Origin of the sequence: Nocardia sp. NPDC059240 (genome assembly GCF_042753865.1) — a bacterium.
Lineage (GTDB): Bacteria > Actinomycetota > Actinomycetes > Mycobacteriales > Mycobacteriaceae > Nocardia.
Genome location: NZ_JBHZAC010000006.1, coordinates 447,957 through 464,112, shown reverse-complemented (window position 1 = coordinate 464,112; position 16,156 = coordinate 447,957). Strand labels below are relative to the sequence as shown.

Genomic DNA, 16,156 nt, shown 5'->3' with positions numbered 1-16,156 from the left:
GGCGAGGAATGATTTCGGAAAACGGCAGTTCGAGCACGGGAAGCGCGCGGGTGGCGGACGTGGTCGACTCGACCCTGGTGGCCCTGCTGGGCGAGATCGCACTGCGCCGCGACGGTGCGCTCGCCGCCGTACCCGGAGCCCGGGCCCGCCTGCTGGTGGCGGCGTTGGCCATCCACCCCGGTCGCAGTCGCGGCGCGCAGGCCCTGATCGACGAGGTCTGGGGCGACACCCCGCCGCGTGCGCCCATGAACGCGCTGCACACGCAGGTCTCGCGACTACGTTCCGCGCTGCCCGACGGCGCGCTGGAAATCGGCCCGGCCGGATACCGTCTGGTCCTCGCCCCCGAGCAGGTCGACCTGACCTTGGCCCAGCAGCTGGAAAAGCAAGCCCGCCAAGCCCATACGACCGGTGACGACCACACCTGCCTGACCCTGCTGACCGCCGCGCGGAGCCTCTGGCGCGGTGAACCCGCCGCCGATCTCCCGCCGGGCCCTGTCGCCGAGGAACTCGCGGCCCTCGGCGCCACCCGCCTCCGCGCCCTGGACGCCCTGGAACTGGCCGCCCGCGAGGCCATCGGTGACCTGCCCGCCGCCATCGAACTGGCCGAACGTGCCGTCGCCGCCGACCCTTTCGACGAACCGGCCCACGGCACCCTCATGCGCCTGCTCGCCGCGGCGGGCCGCACCAACGAGGCCCTCGACGTCTTCGCCACCCTGCGCACCCGCCTGGTCGATCAACTCGGCGCGGACCCCGGCCCCGCACTCGTCGCCCTGAACACCGCGATCCTGCGCGGCGAGCAGGGATCCTCGACCGGTCGCGGGACCGCGGACGCGGTGCCCGGATCGGCCGCCGTATCCGATATCGGCGCGGCAGTTTCCGAGGCCCACGGGCGCGGCGGTATGGCGCACGCCGAAATTTCGGGGTCGGGCGAAGGCCGCCCGCTGAATACCGGCAGCCTGCTGAACGGCGGTAACCCGCACCGGGATTCGTCGGGTGCACGGCGTGGCTTCGCATCCGGCGAGGGCCGTGCGCTGTCGAGTCGGGCGGCGACGGCCGAGGCGCGCGAACCGGCGGGGGAGCCTGCCATCGGGTTGCGGGCCGCCCCGAATCCGCTGTTGGGGCGGGAAGCGGATCTGGCCGCGCTGGAACAGATCCTGCGGTTTTCGCGCGTGGTGACCGTGCTCGGTCCGGGCGGGACCGGCAAGACCCGCATCGCCAATGAGCTGGGTGCGCGGATTGCGCACGAGACGGCGGTGACGCTGGTCGAATTGGCGTCGCTGCGTGCGGATTCCGAGAGCACGGCCGATACCCGGCTCGAGATCGAGACGGCCATCGCGACCACCCTCGGGGTGGCCGACATCATGCGGGACCCGGCCCTGCTGCGGCAGACGGCGACCGGCCGCGATATCCGGCAGAAGCTGCGCGACGCGCTGGCGGTGCGGCCGACGCTGCTGATTCTCGACAACTGCGAGCACCTCATCGAGCCGGTCGCGGAGGTGGTGGCCGATCTGGTCGGGGTGAGCGATCAGCTGACGGTGCTCACCACCAGCCGCGCACCGCTGGAGCTCATGGCCGAGGCCGTCTATCCGTTGCCGCCCTTGGCGATCGACGCCGCCGGATCACCCGCCACGGATCTGTTCGAGGCGCGTGCCCGCGCGGTGCGGCCCTCGGTGCGGCTGAATCCCGAGGTGGTGGCCCGGCTGTGCCGCACCCTCGACGGGCTGCCGCTGGCCATCGAGCTCGCCGCGGCGCGGGTGCGAACCATGAGCGTCGAGGAGATCGACTCCCGGCTCGACCATCGATTCGCGCTGCTGCGCAGCGGAGACCGCAGTTCGCCGCAGCGGCATCGCACCTTGCACGCGGTGATCGAGTGGAGCTGGAATCTGCTCGACGAATCCCAGCGGGTGGCCCTGCGCCGACTGTGCCGACTACCGGCCGGATTCACCCTGGAGACAGCCGAAAACCTGCTGTCCGGGCCCGAAATCGATGATCCCGCAATGGCTCTCGACGGACTGGTCAGCCAGTCACTGCTGGCGGTGCTGGAGGACGAGGCGGGCTGCACCCGCTACCGGATGCTCGAGACCGTCCGCGAATTCGGTGAGGAACAGCTGGCCGGCACCGGTGAGATCGATCTGGTCATGGACCGGATGTCGCGGTGGGCCAGGGAATTCGCGCTGGACACCGCGCGCCGCTACAGCACCGACGAACAGGTGCCCGCGCTGCTGGCGCTCGGTGCGGAGGCCGACAATCTGATCGCCGTGCTGCGCCGCGCGCTGGAGCAGCGCGACCTCGAGACCGTGCACACGGTGTTCCCGATCCTCGCCGGACTGTGGATGCTGCGTGGCGCGCACGCGGAACTGATCAGCTGGTCGCCGCGCATTCTCGCATTGCCGCCGGTCACCCCGCCGAGCGTGGCGGCCGAGACCGATCTGACCGTCTACGGCCAGTTGATGCTCGGCATGCATCTGATGTTCACCGCCGCCGGTTTTCGTGATGCCGCGCGCTTGCGGACCACCATTCGCCGTCTGCTGACCTCGGGCGCGCCGATGACCCCGGTGACCCGCTACCTCGGTGAACTGGCCACCGGCCCCCGAAACACCTGGCAACTGGCCCGGCGGTTGAGCGCGGGCGTCCGGTCGCCAGACGAGCAGATCCAGCTCGCGGCCCTGCTCCTGCGCGCCAACCTGGCCGAGAACGACGGCATGGTGTTCCGCTCGATCAAGGACGCCGAGACCGCCATGACGCTCACCGGCACGGGCGACACCTGGGGCATCGCCATGACCGCGCAGCATCTCGGCAGCATGCACGGCCAGTCCGCGAACTACGCCCGGGCGATCGGCTACTACCGGCAGGCCGTCGAACTGCTGGAGCGGTTGCGCGCCCGCGACGAGGCGGTGGAGATCCGTGCGCTGCTGGCGATCACGCTGGCCGGTGTCGGAGAGCCCGGCGAGGCCCGGCGGGCGCTCGCGCCCGCCCTCGACGTGGTGGGTGAGCTGTCCGCCGACGCCGTGATCACCAAACCCAACCACCGGCTCGCCGCCGTCGCCGCCGCGCTGGCGGAAATCGAACTCGCCGAAGGCGATATCGGCACCGGACTGCGCCGCTTCCGGCAGGTGCCGGCCCTGATGGACTTTCCGCACACCATCGGCATGCCGGGTCCGGCGACCTTCATCTACATCGCCGCCCTCGTCGACGCCCACGTGCTGCACGGGCACGCCGATCTGATGCGCGACACCACCGCCCAGCTCGTCGACGCCGCCGTCCGGGTCATGGGCGGCCAGTACTGGGACCTGCCCCAGATCGGCTCGATGAGCTGCGCGGTCGGCACCTACCTGCTGGCCACCGGGCAGCACATCGAGCGCGGTCTGGAGCTGATCGTCCTGACGCCCAAGGTATTCGGGCGTCAGGACTACCCGTCGATGCAGTGGCGGCGGCAACTGGACCTGCACCGCGCCCTGGTCGGCGAGGATCGGATCACCGCCGCCCGCACCGCGGTCTCCGGCCTGGGACGCCGCAAGGCGGCCGACCGGATCCTGACGCACCTCGCGGCGATCAACGGCACCTGCTGAGGCTGTGCCTCAACGGCTTTCGGTTTTCTCGCCACTGCGCAACCGCCACGCCGTGAGGCCGAGGACGCCCGCCGCGAGCACCAACAGCACCGTGCTGTTGGAGACCAGATCGCCGAGCTGTTTGACCCGGTTCTCCAACTCGAATTCGGTGTCGGCGCTGAGGATTCCGGGCAGCGCGGCGGTGCCGTCGAAGGCCAGGAACAGGGCGCCGAGGGCGATGAAGAACAGGCCCGAGAGCACCGAGGTGGTGTGCAGTTCGAGGCGGCCGAGCTGGAAGGTGCGGCCGCGCAGCCACTTTCGTTTGCCCAGTTCGAAGCGGTCCCACAGGGAGGCCAGCACGAACAGCGGGGCGGCCAGGCCCAGGGCGTAGACCGCCAGCAGCAGGCCGCCGTGGATCGGGGAGCCGCCGAGAGCGGCCACCGCGAGGATCGAGCCCAGGATCGGGCCCGCGCAGAAGCCCGCCAGGCCGTAGACCAGGCCCAGCAGGTACACCGCGCCGGTCTGCTCGGGTCGGCCCTGTTTGGCGGCGGCGCGCTGGGCGAAGCCGAAAGCGAAACCGCGGCCCAGGATCTGGACCGCACCGAGCACGATGATGGTCCAGCCGCCGATGGCGATCAGCAGTTCACGATGGCCGACCAGCAGCCGCCCGGCCATCGAGCCCGCCGCGCCGAGCGGCACCAATGTGGTGCACAGGCCCAGGTAGAAGACGCCGGTGCGGGCCAGCAGCTTGCCCTGGTTCTCGAAGGAGTAGGCGAAGAAGCTCGGCAGCAGCAGGGCGCTGCACGGACTCAGCAATGCCAGCAGGCCGCCCAGGAAAGCGGCGAAGAAGCCGATGCCGCCGGTCATTCCGTGGCCTCACCCGCGGCCTTGGCGGCGGCGTCGACGGTGGCGCGGAACTGCTCGATCGGCTGCGCGCCCAGGATCGGGCGGCCATTGATCAGGAACGCGGGGGTCGAGTTCACGCCGATATTGATGCCCTCGTTCACATCCGCCTGCACGGCCGCGGTGGCGGCGGGGGAGTCCAGGTCGGCGCGGAACTTGTCGAGATCGGGAACGCCTGCGGTGGTGGCCAATTCGGTGAGCTTGTCGCGGGTGAAAGCGCCGGTGTTCTTCTTCGCGGGCGCGTGATCGAACAGCGCCCGGTGGTACTCCCAGAACTTGCCCTGCTGCCCGGCCGCCCAGGCCGCGCGCGAGGCGTCCTCGGACTCCGCGCCGAAGATGGCCATGCTGCGCCATTCGATGCGCAGGACGCCCTTGTCGACATAGTCGGCGATGAGCTGTGGCTCGATCTTGGTGGCGAACACCTTGCAGTACGGGCACTGGAAGTCGGAGTATTCGACCATCACGACCGGGGCGTCGGCGCGGCCCATGGCCAACGGATCGTGGGCGTCGCGGCGGGCCATCTTCGCCAGCTGCGCATACGCGGGATTCACCTCGGCCGCCGCGGCCGGTTTATCGGATTTCTTGTCGTCGCCCAGCATTTGGAAGGCGGCAATGGCGAGCAGGCAGACGGCCGCCACCGCGGCGAGCCCGGCCAACGACTTTCTGGCCTTGGAATTCTTCAGTTTTCGGGACATGCGTGTACTCCTCAACGGCTGCATCGAGAATGACGAAAAGGTGCTGGATCATCGAGCAAGCTCTAAATGATCAGGACGGTCGTCAGATGCGGAGCCGCCACCGGAAGAGTGGGCGCGCGCGGTTGCTTTCCGAGTGAAAACAGTTGCGAATGATGGAATTCCGGCTGCAAGACCGCACAGGCCGCGGCGAGTTGATCGCCCAGGACCCGCGGCGGTGACACCAGCGTGCCGGTGGGATCGGAGGCCGGCTGCTCCTGCTTGCGGCAGACCGGGGCCGGATCGACCGCCGGATGCCCGGAATCCTGCGTGACCTGCGACTGTGTGGCAGCGACCACCGGCCCGCCCACCACCAGCGAATCGCGCTGTGACGAGCCCCATCCCGCGACCGCGGCAATGAGGCCCATGACAATCACGACACCCGTCAACCACGCACACCAATTCGACCGAATGGAGATTCGGTCTGTGGAGGCGGGGGACGGATGCACCGGACCGACCATAACAGAACGCCCGTCCATCGAATTTCTCGATGGACGGGCGTTCCAACCGCGGGGCGAGTAACAGCGCGTCAAGCGCGCCGCATGTACGCCTTCACCGCCAGCGGGGCGAAGATCACGATTACCAGCACCGAGCCGATGATCGAATACACCAGGTTGTGGCTGTAGATGTTGTCGTTCATCAGTTCACGGGCGGCATTGACCATGTAGTAGATCGGGTTGACCTTGTCGATGCCCTGCAGCCAGCCCGGCATGGTCGACACCGGGGCGAACGCGCCGGACATGAAGGTCAGCGGGAACATGATCATCATCGAGATGCCCTGTACCGCGGCCGCGCTCTTACCGGTGATGCCGACCAGCGCCCAGATCCAGCTGACCGCGAAGGAACAGAACACCACCAGCAGTCCGGCGACCACCACGGCGATGAACCCGCCGTGCGGTCGGTAGCCGAGGACCATGCCCATGCCGATGGTCAGCACCGTCGCCAGGCCGTAGCGCACCATATCCGCCAGCAGCGCACCCGCCAGGGCCGAAATACGGGCGATGGGAAGGGATTTGAAGCGATCGAAGACGCCCTTGTCCATGTCCTCGCGCATCTGGGTGCCGGTGACCACGGAGGTCAGCACCACCGTCTGCACCAGCAGACCCGGGATCAGGATCGGCAGGTAGCCGGACACGCTGTGCGCGATGGCCCCGCCGAAGATGCCCGCGAACAGCGCCGTGAACAGGATCGGCTGCACGGTGACATCGAAGAGCTGTTCGGGATTGTGCTTGATCTTGAGGATTCCGCGGTAGGCCATGGTGAACGAGTTCGCCACGGTCTGCTTGAACGGAATATGGTTGCTCACTTCGGGAATGGGCGCGGCCTCGGCCGCGTGCCGCCCGGTCGGGGCGGTGAGAGTCGTGGTCATGCCGCGCTCCGTTCGGTCTCGTCGTCGTCCTCGGCGGCGTGGCCGGTGAGTGCGAAGAACACTTCGTCCAGGCTCGGCTTGGCGACATTGATTTCTTCGATCCGGATGTCGTGCTCGCGCAACCGGATCAGGATGTCGGTGGTGATGGAGGGGTCGGGCAGGGGCGCGGTGATGCGGCCCGCCTCGGGGGAGACGGTGGCCTCGACCGGATGCCCGGCCGCGTGGGAAAGGAACTCGCCCAGCAGGATTCGGGCCTCCTCGATGCGGTCGCGGTCGGTCAGTGTCAGCTGCAGGGCGGACAGGCCGACCGAGGACTTGAGCTCGTCGGAGGTGCCGTCGGCGATCACCTTGCCGCGGTCGATGACCGCGATCCGGTCGGCCAGTTGGTCGGCCTCGTCCAGGTACTGCGTGGTGAGCAGCACCGTCGAGCCCTCCCGCACCAGGCGGCGGATGGTGTCCCACATCTGGGCGCGGGTACGCGGGTCCAGGCCGGTAGTCGGCTCGTCGAGGAACAGCAGCGGCGGGCGCGAGATCAGGCTGGCGGCCAGATCCAGGCGGCGACGCATGCCGCCGGAGAAGTTCTCCAGGGGCTTGTCGGCGGCCTCGGTCAGGCCGAACTCCTCGAGCAGTTCGGCGGCCTTGACCCGCGAATCGCGGCGGGACAGGCCGAGTAGTCGTGAGAAGATCACGAGATTCTCGGTGGCCGAGAGCTTTTCGTCGACGGACGCGTACTGGCCGGTCACGCCGATCAGGGAGCGCACCGCGGTCGGTTCGGTCAATACATCGCGGCCGAAGATCCGGGCGCTGCCGCCGTCGGGGCGCAGCAGGGTCGCGAGCATGCGGATGGTCGTGGTCTTGCCGGCCCCGTTGGGTCCGAGCACGCCGTAGACGGCACCCCGCGGCACCGCGAGACTCACGCCGTCAACGGCCCGCTGCTCCCCGAAGACCTTGACCAAGCCGTCCGCCTCGATGGCGAGAGTCTCAGCAGGTGTGTAAGAAGTCATGCCTAGACCATGCGGGGCGGGTCTTGCACCCCCCTTGCACCGGCATTGCGCGGCCGACGCAAGAGGGGGGAGACAACTCTCGTAACTCTCAGGGGCTTCGCCCCCGAACCCCCAGGAGCAACTCGGGGGCGCTGCCCCCGAACCCCCGGACAGGCCCGAACCCCCGGACAGGCCCGAACCCCCGGACAGGCCCGAACCCCCGGACAGGCCCGAACCCCCGGACAGGCCCGAACCTCCGGACAGGCCCGAACGCCCGGACCAGAGGGCTCTGGCCCGACTTCCGGATCAGTTCGGGGAGGCAGCCAGCAGTAGTTCGCGCAGCTTGGCGCGGTCTGGTTTGCCGGGGCCGCGGAGCGGGAGTTCTTCCAGGACGGCCAGTTCGCGGGGTGCGGCAATGGCGTCGAGTTCGGCGACCACGTGTTCGCGGAGTTCGTCGAGGACCGGGGCGGTCGCGCCCGGGGCCAGGACGATGGCGGTGGCCACACGCTGGCCGAGGCGTTCGTCGGGGAGGCCGAGGACGACGCATTCGGAGATGGCCGGGTGGGTGATGAGGACGGCCTCGACCACCTGGGGGATGACCAGGAGGCCACCGGTCATGATCGCCTCGTCGAGGCGGCCGGTGATGGCGAGCACGCCGTCCTCGAAGTGGCCCGCGTCCTCGGTGCGGAACCAGCCGGGTTCGGCGAAGGCGGGGTGGTCGGGGATATTGCGGTAGCCCTTGGCGACGGTGTCGCCGCCGAGCAGCACCCGGCCGTCCTCGATGCGTACCTTGGTGCCCGTCAGCGGTACTCCCTCGTACACGCAGCCGCCGCAGGTTTCGCTCATGCCGTAGGTGCGGAAGATGGTGAGGCCCGCCGCACGAGCGCGTTCGAGTACCGGCTTCGGGGTTGCGGCTCCGCCGACGAGGATGCCGTCCAGCGAGGCGAGGGCCGCGGTGGCGGCGGGCTCGTCGAGCGCTTTGATCAACTGGGTGGGGACCAGCGAGGTGTAGCGGCGCGGGCCGCGCATGCTCGCGATCGCGCCGACCAGCGCCTCGGGGAGGAAGCCGCCGGAGACGTCCAGCATGGTCGGTTCGGTCCCGGCCAGAATGCTGCGTAGCAGCACCTGAATGCCCGCGATGTGATGGGTCGGCAACGCCAGCAACCACTGGCCGGGCCCGCCCAGCCGGTCGTGGGTGGCATCGCCGCTGGCCCGCAGATTGGCCGCGGTGAGCATGGCGCCCTTGGGGTTTCCGGTGGTGCCGGAGGTGGTGACCACCAGGGCCACCTCCTCGTCGATCTCCTCGCCGGGCCGCAGGCTGCCGCTCAGGCGCTGGGCCTCGCGGCGGTCGGCGGTGGGAACCGGGAGCCAGGCGGGACCGTTGCCCTCCAAGGCTTCTCGGAGATGCGGCAATACTTCGCCCACCGCTGCGCCGGTGGGCATGGGAAGAATTCGGAGGGTATTGCTCACGTTCGCGATCGTGTCATTCCGTGGGGTGGCGGCGCGCGGAGGGGTCGGCGCCCGGTTGTCGATGCTGCAGGGTCTCGTGCGGTCAGTCGGACGTCGGTGTCGCCAGCGGCCATCCACCGGCTGCGAGCCTGGAGGCCACCCGAGCGATATCGTCCTCGCCGGGCTGCTCCTTGGCAACTCGGGCAATCGCCGCCTCGATGTCGGCGCGCTCGATGTCGGAGGCGGCCACGCGGTCGCGGATCAGTTCCTCCACGACGAGGTGAACCTCGTAGTCGGTGAGCCGCCGATGCAGTACCGCCAGCAGCGCCACGTAGTCCGATTGCGGAATACCCTGCGGGTATCCGGCTTTCAACCACGCCAGCACCTTCTGCAGAACATTGGTGCGCGGCGGCGGATTCGGGGCCGGGTTCGATTCGGGGGTGCTCACGAGCGTGCCTTTCGATGAGGCGGCGTCACGCGCCGAGCAGGTGAATTCCGAGTCGGGTGGCCAGGAAGTCCTTGGCGATGTAGAGCACACCGAGGACCACCGCGATCATGACCACCCCGAAGCAGAGCATCGAGACGGCCATCGCCACGGTCCGGGCGGAACCGGTCGCACCATCGTCCACCTGGGCGCGGAAGCGGATGCCGGCGGCGAACACCGTGGGCAGTCCGGCTCCGAAGATCAACGCGGCCAGCGTCACTCGCCACAGATCGGTGAGGTTGTGCAGGAAGTTGTGCATCCGGTCCTCCTAACCGATTCCGACGGTGTCGTCCTTGCGGCCAGCCGCAGTGTCGTCCTTGCGGCCGGCCGCGGTGTTGTTCTTGGGGGCCGGGGCGGGCGTGTCGTCCCAGTCGTCGGTGACGTTGTGCGAGTTCACCGCCGCGCGCCTGGACCGCATCCAGATCAGCGTGGCCATGACGATCAGCAGCGCGAACACCACCAGCACACCGGTGGTGCCGCCGATGCCGTGCAGCAACGCCCAGCACAGTCCGCCCACGATCGCGGCCAGCGGCAGCGTCAGCACCCAGGCGGTGGCCATCCGGCCCAGCACGCCCCAGCGCACCTCCGCGCCCGGCCGGCCGATGCCCGAACCGAGGATGGATCCGGTGACCACCTGGGTGGTGGACATGGGCAGGCCGAAGTGGGCCGAGGTCAGAATGATCGCCGCACTGGTGGATTCGGCGGCGAAGCCCTGCGGCGGCACGATGTCGACCAGGCCCTTGCCCAGGGTGCGGATGATGCGCCAGCCACCCACGCAGGTGCCCGCCGCCATGGCGACGGCGCAGGCGACGATGACCCAGAGCGGGATCTGATCGGTGGGCTTGGCCGTACCGTGCGCGATCAGCGCCAGGAAGATGATGCCCATGGTCTTCTGCGCGTCATTGGTGCCGTGCGCCAGCGAGACCAGGGAGGCGGTACCGATCTGCCCCCAGCGGAAGCCTTTCGACACCGTCTTCTCGTTGCTGCGCTGCGTGATCCGGTACACCACCCAGGAGGCGGTGGCGGCCACCAGCGCGGCCACGACCGGGGAGAGCACGGCCGGAATGATGATCTTGGCGAGCACACCGTCGCTGCCGCGGGCCCAGATCACGCCGTGCCAGCCCAGTGCGGCGATGGTGGATCCGATGATGCCGCCGAAGAGCGCGTGCGAGGAACTCGACGGCAAACCCAACAGCCAGGTGAACAGATTCCACAGAATGCCGCCGACGAGACCGGCGAAGACGATGTCGAGCAGCGCCCGCCCGCTCACCTCCGAGAGGTCCACGATGCCCTTGGCGACCGTCGCGGCGACGGCGACGCTGAGGAACGCGCCGATGAGATTCAGCGCGCCGGACAGGAGTACGGCGGTACGGGGCTTGAGCGCACCGGTCGCAATGGAAGTGGCCATCGCGTTCGCGGTGTCGTGGAATCCGTTGGTGAAGTCGAATGCCAAGGCTGTGCAAACAACGATCAGCAGAACGAGCAGTTCGGCAGACACACCGATCAGTCTGCGCTATACCGTTTGTCCGCCGTTAACCGGTGCCCCCCGACGCATTTCACAGTTACCTTCGTGCTAAGGAGGTGGTGGGGCGCTCGGCGCGGTCGCGGTGGGGCGGACTCAGTCGCCCCGAATGTCCCGCCGGATCGGGTGATTCGCGGGAATTTCCACGAAGACCAGGGGCACCCCGTCGGGGTCGAGGACCCACATTTCGATGAGCCCCCACGGTTCGCGCTGCGGCGCGCGGTCGATCGGCACGCCGCGCAGCGCGAGTTCCGCGGCGGTGTCGTCACAATCACGCACCTGCAACCAGATGGCCCCGGCGAATCCGCTCGGGGCGTCGTCCGCACGCCCGTGCCCGGCCACCTCGATCAGGTTCTGTCCCGCGAAAAAGACCGTCCCGCCCGGATACTCGCGGGCAATGGCCAGGCCGAGCGAGTCGCGATAGAACGCCAGCGTCCGCTCGTGGTCAGTTGGCCGCAGGATGACCCGACTGCTCAGTATCTCCATGAATGCAGCATGACAGCTCGCTGTTTGCCGTATGTGGGGGTTCGGGGGCGAAGCCCCTGAGAGTCTGGAGAGTTCAGAAACTCAGAAGTAGTACGGGTACGGTTTCCAGTCGGGCTCACGCTTCTGGAGGAACGCGTCGCGTCCCTCGACCGCCTCGTCGGTCATGTAGGCCAGGCGCGTCGCCTCGCCCGCGAACAGCTGCTGACCGACCAGTCCGTCGTCCTGGAGGTTGAAGGCGTACTTCAACATCCGGATGGCCTGCGGCGACTTGCCGAGAATCTCCGCACTCCACTCCAGCGCCACGTCCTCGAGCCGCTCGTGATCCACGACCGCGTTGACCGCGCCCATCTGATGCATCTCCTCGGCGGTGTAGGGCCGCCCCAGGAAGAAGATCTCGCGGGCGAACTTCTGTCCCACCATCTTCGCCAGGTAGGCGCTGCCGTAGCCGGCGTCGAAGCTGCCCACGTCGGCGTCGGTCTGCTTGAACCGCGCGTGCTCGCGCGAGGCCAGGGTGAGGTCGCAGGTGACGTGCAGGCTGTGCCCGCCGCCCGCGGCCCAGCCGTTCACCAGCGCGATGACCACCTTGGGCATGAAGCGGATGAGCCGCTGCACTTCCAGGATGTGCAGCCGGCCCGCGCGGGCCACGTCCACGGTGTCGGCGGTCTCGCCGGAGGCGTACTGGTAGCCGTTGCGCCCGCGGATGCGCTGGTCGCCGCCGGAGCAGAAGGCCCAGCCGCCGTCCTTGGGGCTGGGTCCGTTCCCGGTGAGCAGGACCGCGCCGACATCGGGGGTCATGCGGGCGTGGTCGAGGGCGCGGTAGAGCTCGTCGACGGTGTGCGGCCGGAAAGCGTTGCGTACCTCGGGGCGATCGAAGGCGATCCGTACCGTGCCCTGCTCGATGTGCCGGTGGTACGTGATATCGGTGAGGTTCTCGAATCCCGGAACGGGCCGCCACAGCGTCGCATTGAAGGTCACGGGTTCGAACATACTGTTCCGCTTTGCGCCGTGGTGAAGCCCCACCGCAGTTCGGCGCGGTGTTTTGTGCGTCACGTCGGACCCTCGGCGGCGGGATTCGGCCATCGGACAAGCGCGCTGATTGTTAGCGGACAGGGTTGCCGGAAGATGCGATCGGTCGCTTGCTACTCGCCGTTAATGAACGCGGACCGAATGGTTGCCGAAAGTGAAACGCTGCCAATCGATTGCGGAGGGCTTACAGTGCTGTTGCTGCTACGGCAGTAACAGCACGTAGGCGTCGGTGTGCGGGGAAGCCGATGCGTATAGTTGCGTGCGCTCGTTCATCGAAAAACTATCCGGAGGAACCTGAAAGTGGTTGCAGCACTGTCTGAATCCCTGCTCGATGACGCCAAGCGTTCGGCCTTCATCGGCGACGCCGTGAAGGTTCTTGATGAGGAGGTGTCGGACAAGGGCGGCGCGTCGGGCCTCGTCGTCAAGGGCGGCTACGCCGCGATCAAGAAGGTCAGCCCCTCGATCGTGGGTGACGCGCTGGAGTCGTTCGCGCCCAAGTTCGTCGAGCAGCTGGAGCCGTACTGGGCGGAATACCAGAACGGTGGCTCGGGGTCGTTCGCCGATCTGCTCGTCTCGAAGCAGGACGAGGTGGCCGACGCGCTGCTGTCGGTGACCGACGCGCGTGCCGAGGCATCCTCGCGTCCGGCGCTGACCAAGGTCTACAACTCCATGCGCTCGTCGGCGAAGAAGCATGTCGCCGAGGCTCTTCCGCGCCTGGGTGACCTGGTCCAGAAGCACGCTGGCTAATTAGACCGACCGGTTCGCGGCCCGGCGAGGGGCCGCGAACAGTCACTGAAGGGTCGCCGAAAGTAAGACTCGGTGATGATCGCGAATGCCCGCGGAGGTGGTTCCCGGGCACTCGCGTCCCGAATTCCGGAACGTCCCGAATTCAGCCCTGGGACTTACCGACTCGCCAGTAACCGGTGAAAGTGATGTCCGCCTTGGGGATCTCGCGCTCCTGCGCCAGCTGCCGGCGCACTCCCGCGGCCAGCTTCTGCTCGCCCGCGACCATGGCGTAGACGCCCCGCCCGGGCAGGTCCGCCGCCCGTACCGCCTCGGCGGCCAACGCCCCCACCTCGCCGTGCGCATCCGCGCGGACCAGCCAGTTCACCTGCACGCCTGCGGGTTCGCCCAGTTCCTGGGCGTCGTCGGCATGCGGAATCTCGATGTACGCCGCGCCCTTCGTGCCGCGCGGCAGTGACCGCAGTACGCCGCCGATGGCGGGCAGCGCGCTCTCGTCGCCGACCAGCAGGGTCCAATCACTGTGGTCGGGAGCCTGATACGTGATGCCCTCGTCCAGCAGGCCGACCTTGCTGCCGGGGGTGGCGTTGTTCGCCCACGCCGAGGCTGGGCTGTCGTCGCCGTGCGAAACGAAGTCGATGTCGATCTCCGCCGTGCTGCCGAACTCCCCGAAACCGGCGGCCCGGTAGTCGCGCACGGTGTAGTTGCGCGCCAGCGGCCGATGCTCCTTGCCCATCATCAGGTACTGCGCGTACCAGCCGAGGTTGCTGGCGGAGGTGGGCAGTTTCAGGCTGCCGTCGCGGCCGGGCATGAACAGCCGGAACCACTGGTCGAATCCCATGGCGGTGAATCCGGCCAGTCCGGGCCCGCCGAGGGTGACGCGGACGAAATTGGGGCTGATCCGTTTGCTGGCCAGGACTTCCGCGGTGAGTATCTCGCGGTGCTCGGGCTTGACATATTTGCTGCGCTTCGCCATTGGCTTAGGTTAGCAAAGCCTAACTTGTCACAGTAGGTGTGAGCGGGGCGACGCAGCGCGAATGATCGCTGTCTGGGAGGCTTGGGGCGTGAATCCTTCGACTGCACAGGCGCACGTCGTCGTCGACGAGCTCGCCCGCGGCGGAGTGCGGGACGTCGTCCTGTGCCCCGGATCGCGAAACGCACCGCTGGCCTTCGCATTACAGGCCGCAGACCAGGCCGGACGCATCCGGCTGCACATGCGTATCGACGAGCGCAGCGCCGGATTCCTGGCGATCGGTCTGGCCGCGGCCGCCGGGCGGCCGGTGCCCGTGGTGATGACCTCCGGTACCGCCGTGGCGAATCTCGGCCCGGCCGTGCTCGAGGCCAACTACGCACGCATTCCGCTGATCGTGCTGAGTGCCAACCGGCCGTACGAGATGCTCGGCACCGGCGCGAACCAGACAGTCGAACAGTTCGGGCTCTTCGGTAGCCAGGTGCGTGCGGCCATCAGCCTCGGGCTCGCCGAGGTCGAAACCGGCGAGGATCTCTACCCGTCGCAGAACAGCGTGTGGCGTTCGGCCGTGTGCCGCGTGCTGGCCGCCGCCCGCGGCACCCGTTCCGGCAATGCCGGACCCGTGCACTTCGACATCCCGCTGCGCGAACCGCTGGTCCCGGACCTGGCCGCCGGTGCCGCGATTCCCGCCGGGCGGGCCGATGACCGGCCTTGGACGGCAACGCAATACGCCACCCTCGATGTGCCGCTCGATATCGATCTGACCCCGGACACGGTGGTCATCTCCGGGCACGGCGCGGGCCACCGTCCCGAGCTCGCGGCCCTGCCCACGGTCGCCGAGCCGACCGCGCCCATGCACGGGCCCGCGCTGCATCCGCTGGCGTTGTCGCTGCTGAAGCCCAAGCAGGCCATCATCACCGGGCGGCCCACCCTGCACCGGCAGGTGTCGAAGGTGCTGGCCGATCCGGAGGTCACCGTGTACGCGCTGACCACCGGTCCGCGCTGGCCCGATGTCTCCGGCAATGTGGTCGGCACGGGTACCCGCGCGGTCACCCACGGCACGCCCCGGCCGGAGTGGCTCGAGCAGTGCCGGGAGCTGAACGAGAAGGCGGTGTCGGTGGTGCGGGCCGAGCTGGCCGGACATCCGAAGCCGACCGGTTTGCATGTGGCGGCGGTGGTCATGAACGCCCTGCGTGAGGGCGATCAACTGCTGCTCGGCGCATCCAATCCGGTGCGCGACGCGGCGCTGGTCGCGCGGCCGCGACCCGGCGTCCGGGTGCTCTCGAACCGTGGCGTCGCGGGCATCGACGGCACGGTCTCCGCGGCAGTCGGTGCGGCCCTCACCCATTCGGGTCGCACGCTGGCCCTGATGGGTGATCTGACCTTCCTGCACGACGCGTCCGGGCTGCTCATCGGCCCGGGCGAACCGCGGCCGGAGGACCTCACCATCGTGGTCGCCAATGACGACGGCGGCGGCATCTTCGAACTGCTCGAACAGGGCGATCCGCAATACGCGGGCGTGTTCGAGCGGGTCTTCGGGACCCCGCACGGCATGGACCTGGCCGCGTTGTGTGCCGCCTACCGGATTCCGCACCGGCAGGTCGACCCGTCGGAACTGGCCGTCGAGCTCACCGGAAACGCCCACGGCATGCGCGTGCTCGAGGTCGCGACCGAACGCTCGAGCCTGCGCGAGTTGCACGCCACCGTGCGGGCAGGCGTGTCGAGTTAGATCGGGTAGTCGTCGTCCATGGGGACGACGATGGACTGCTCCACCAGATCGCCTTCGGAGGCGGTCCAGCCGTTGTCGTCGGCCGGGAGCGGATTGATCTCGGAATCAGGGGTTTCGAGCTCTGCCGCTTCCGCCGGGTACGCGGGCATGCTCTGCTCGGCGTAATCGGCCTCGGGTACGGCGTCGATGCGATCGATCATGGGTTGCTCCTGTCT

Annotated in this window: 16 protein-coding genes; 3 read left to right on the top strand and 13 right to left on the bottom strand. The window is 68.6% G+C overall.

Annotation, left to right across the window (positions count from 1 at the left end; genetic code table 11):
• The first annotated feature begins 8 nt into the window (after positions 1–8).
• Entirely contained in the window at positions 9–3,569 is a 3,561-nt protein-coding gene (locus tag ACFXHA_RS24150) for a BTAD domain-containing putative transcriptional regulator (RefSeq protein ID WP_379360344.1), read from the top strand.
• 9 nt (positions 3,570–3,578) lie between these two features.
• Here ACFXHA_RS24150 and ACFXHA_RS24145 read toward each other — a convergent pair whose 3' ends face one another.
• The 11 genes from ACFXHA_RS24145 to ACFXHA_RS24095 form a co-directional block, all read right to left on the bottom strand.
• Positions 3,579–4,415, bottom strand: a complete 837-nt coding sequence (locus ACFXHA_RS24145) for a cytochrome c biogenesis CcdA family protein (RefSeq protein ID WP_379360342.1) — start codon at positions 4,413–4,415, stop codon at positions 3,579–3,581.
• A complete protein-coding gene (locus ACFXHA_RS24140) occupies positions 4,412–5,146 on the bottom strand; it encodes a DsbA family protein (protein ID WP_379360340.1) in 735 nt (244 codons plus the stop codon). Before ACFXHA_RS24140 ends, ACFXHA_RS24145 begins: the two co-directional genes overlap by 4 nt.
• A 62-nt stretch (positions 5,147–5,208) precedes the next feature.
• Positions 5,209–5,550 (bottom strand): hypothetical protein, encoded by a 342-nt coding sequence (locus tag ACFXHA_RS24135; RefSeq protein ID WP_379360338.1) that lies wholly within the window; start codon positions 5,548–5,550, stop codon positions 5,209–5,211.
• A gap of 161 nt (positions 5,551–5,711) precedes the next feature.
• Entirely contained in the window at positions 5,712–6,551 is an 840-nt protein-coding gene (locus tag ACFXHA_RS24130) for an ABC transporter permease (RefSeq protein WP_379360336.1), read from the bottom strand.
• Positions 6,548–7,555, bottom strand: coding sequence for an ATP-binding cassette domain-containing protein (locus ACFXHA_RS24125; protein WP_379360334.1), 1,008 nt, complete (start codon positions 7,553–7,555; stop codon positions 6,548–6,550). Before ACFXHA_RS24125 ends, ACFXHA_RS24130 begins: the two co-directional genes overlap by 4 nt.
• A 285-nt stretch (positions 7,556–7,840) precedes the next feature.
• Positions 7,841–8,977, bottom strand: coding sequence for an o-succinylbenzoate--CoA ligase (menE, locus tag ACFXHA_RS24120; RefSeq protein WP_379360701.1), 1,137 nt, complete (start codon positions 8,975–8,977; stop codon positions 7,841–7,843).
• A gap of 109 nt (positions 8,978–9,086) precedes the next feature.
• Positions 9,087–9,431, bottom strand: coding sequence for a DUF3349 domain-containing protein (locus ACFXHA_RS24115; protein ID WP_379360332.1), 345 nt, complete (start codon positions 9,429–9,431; stop codon positions 9,087–9,089).
• A 25-nt stretch (positions 9,432–9,456) separates the two neighbouring features.
• Positions 9,457–9,726 (bottom strand): hypothetical protein, encoded by a 270-nt coding sequence (locus tag ACFXHA_RS24110; protein WP_379360331.1) that lies wholly within the window; start codon positions 9,724–9,726, stop codon positions 9,457–9,459.
• A 9-nt stretch (positions 9,727–9,735) separates the two neighbouring features.
• Positions 9,736–10,965: an anion permease gene (locus tag ACFXHA_RS24105; protein ID WP_379360329.1), complete on the bottom strand. Its 1,230-nt coding sequence runs from the start codon at positions 10,963–10,965 to the stop codon at positions 9,736–9,738.
• A 120-nt stretch (positions 10,966–11,085) separates the two neighbouring features.
• A complete protein-coding gene (locus tag ACFXHA_RS24100; protein ID WP_379360328.1) occupies positions 11,086–11,475 on the bottom strand; it encodes a VOC family protein in 390 nt (129 codons plus the stop codon).
• Positions 11,476–11,556: 81 nt separating this feature from the next.
• A complete protein-coding gene (locus ACFXHA_RS24095; protein ID WP_379360326.1) occupies positions 11,557–12,450 on the bottom strand; it encodes a 1,4-dihydroxy-2-naphthoyl-CoA synthase in 894 nt (297 codons plus the stop codon).
• Positions 12,451–12,801: 351 nt separating this feature from the next.
• Between ACFXHA_RS24095 and ACFXHA_RS24090 the strand changes: the two genes are divergently transcribed.
• Positions 12,802–13,248 carry a DUF6918 family protein gene (locus tag ACFXHA_RS24090; protein ID WP_379360324.1) on the top strand — a complete coding sequence of 149 codons (447 nt, stop codon included), beginning with the start codon at positions 12,802–12,804 and terminating at the stop codon, positions 13,246–13,248.
• Between the two features lie 142 nt (positions 13,249–13,390).
• On the opposite strand, the gene ACFXHA_RS24085 is transcribed toward ACFXHA_RS24090, so the two are convergent.
• On the bottom strand, positions 13,391–14,218 hold the full coding sequence (locus ACFXHA_RS24085) for a siderophore-interacting protein (protein ID WP_379360322.1): 828 nt from the start codon (positions 14,216–14,218) through the stop codon (positions 13,391–13,393).
• A gap of 88 nt (positions 14,219–14,306) precedes the next feature.
• On the opposite strand from ACFXHA_RS24085, the gene menD reads away from it, so the two are divergent.
• On the top strand, positions 14,307–15,941 hold the full coding sequence (gene menD, locus ACFXHA_RS24080; RefSeq protein WP_379360320.1) for a 2-succinyl-5-enolpyruvyl-6-hydroxy-3-cyclohexene-1-carboxylic-acid synthase: 1,635 nt from the start codon (positions 14,307–14,309) through the stop codon (positions 15,939–15,941).
• Here the strand turns inward: menD and ACFXHA_RS24075 are convergent.
• On the bottom strand, positions 15,938–16,141 hold the full coding sequence (locus ACFXHA_RS24075; protein ID WP_379360318.1) for a hypothetical protein: 204 nt from the start codon (positions 16,139–16,141) through the stop codon (positions 15,938–15,940). The two genes, menD and ACFXHA_RS24075, sit on opposite strands and share 4 nt — an antisense overlap.
• Positions 16,142–16,156: the final 15 nt, after the last annotated feature.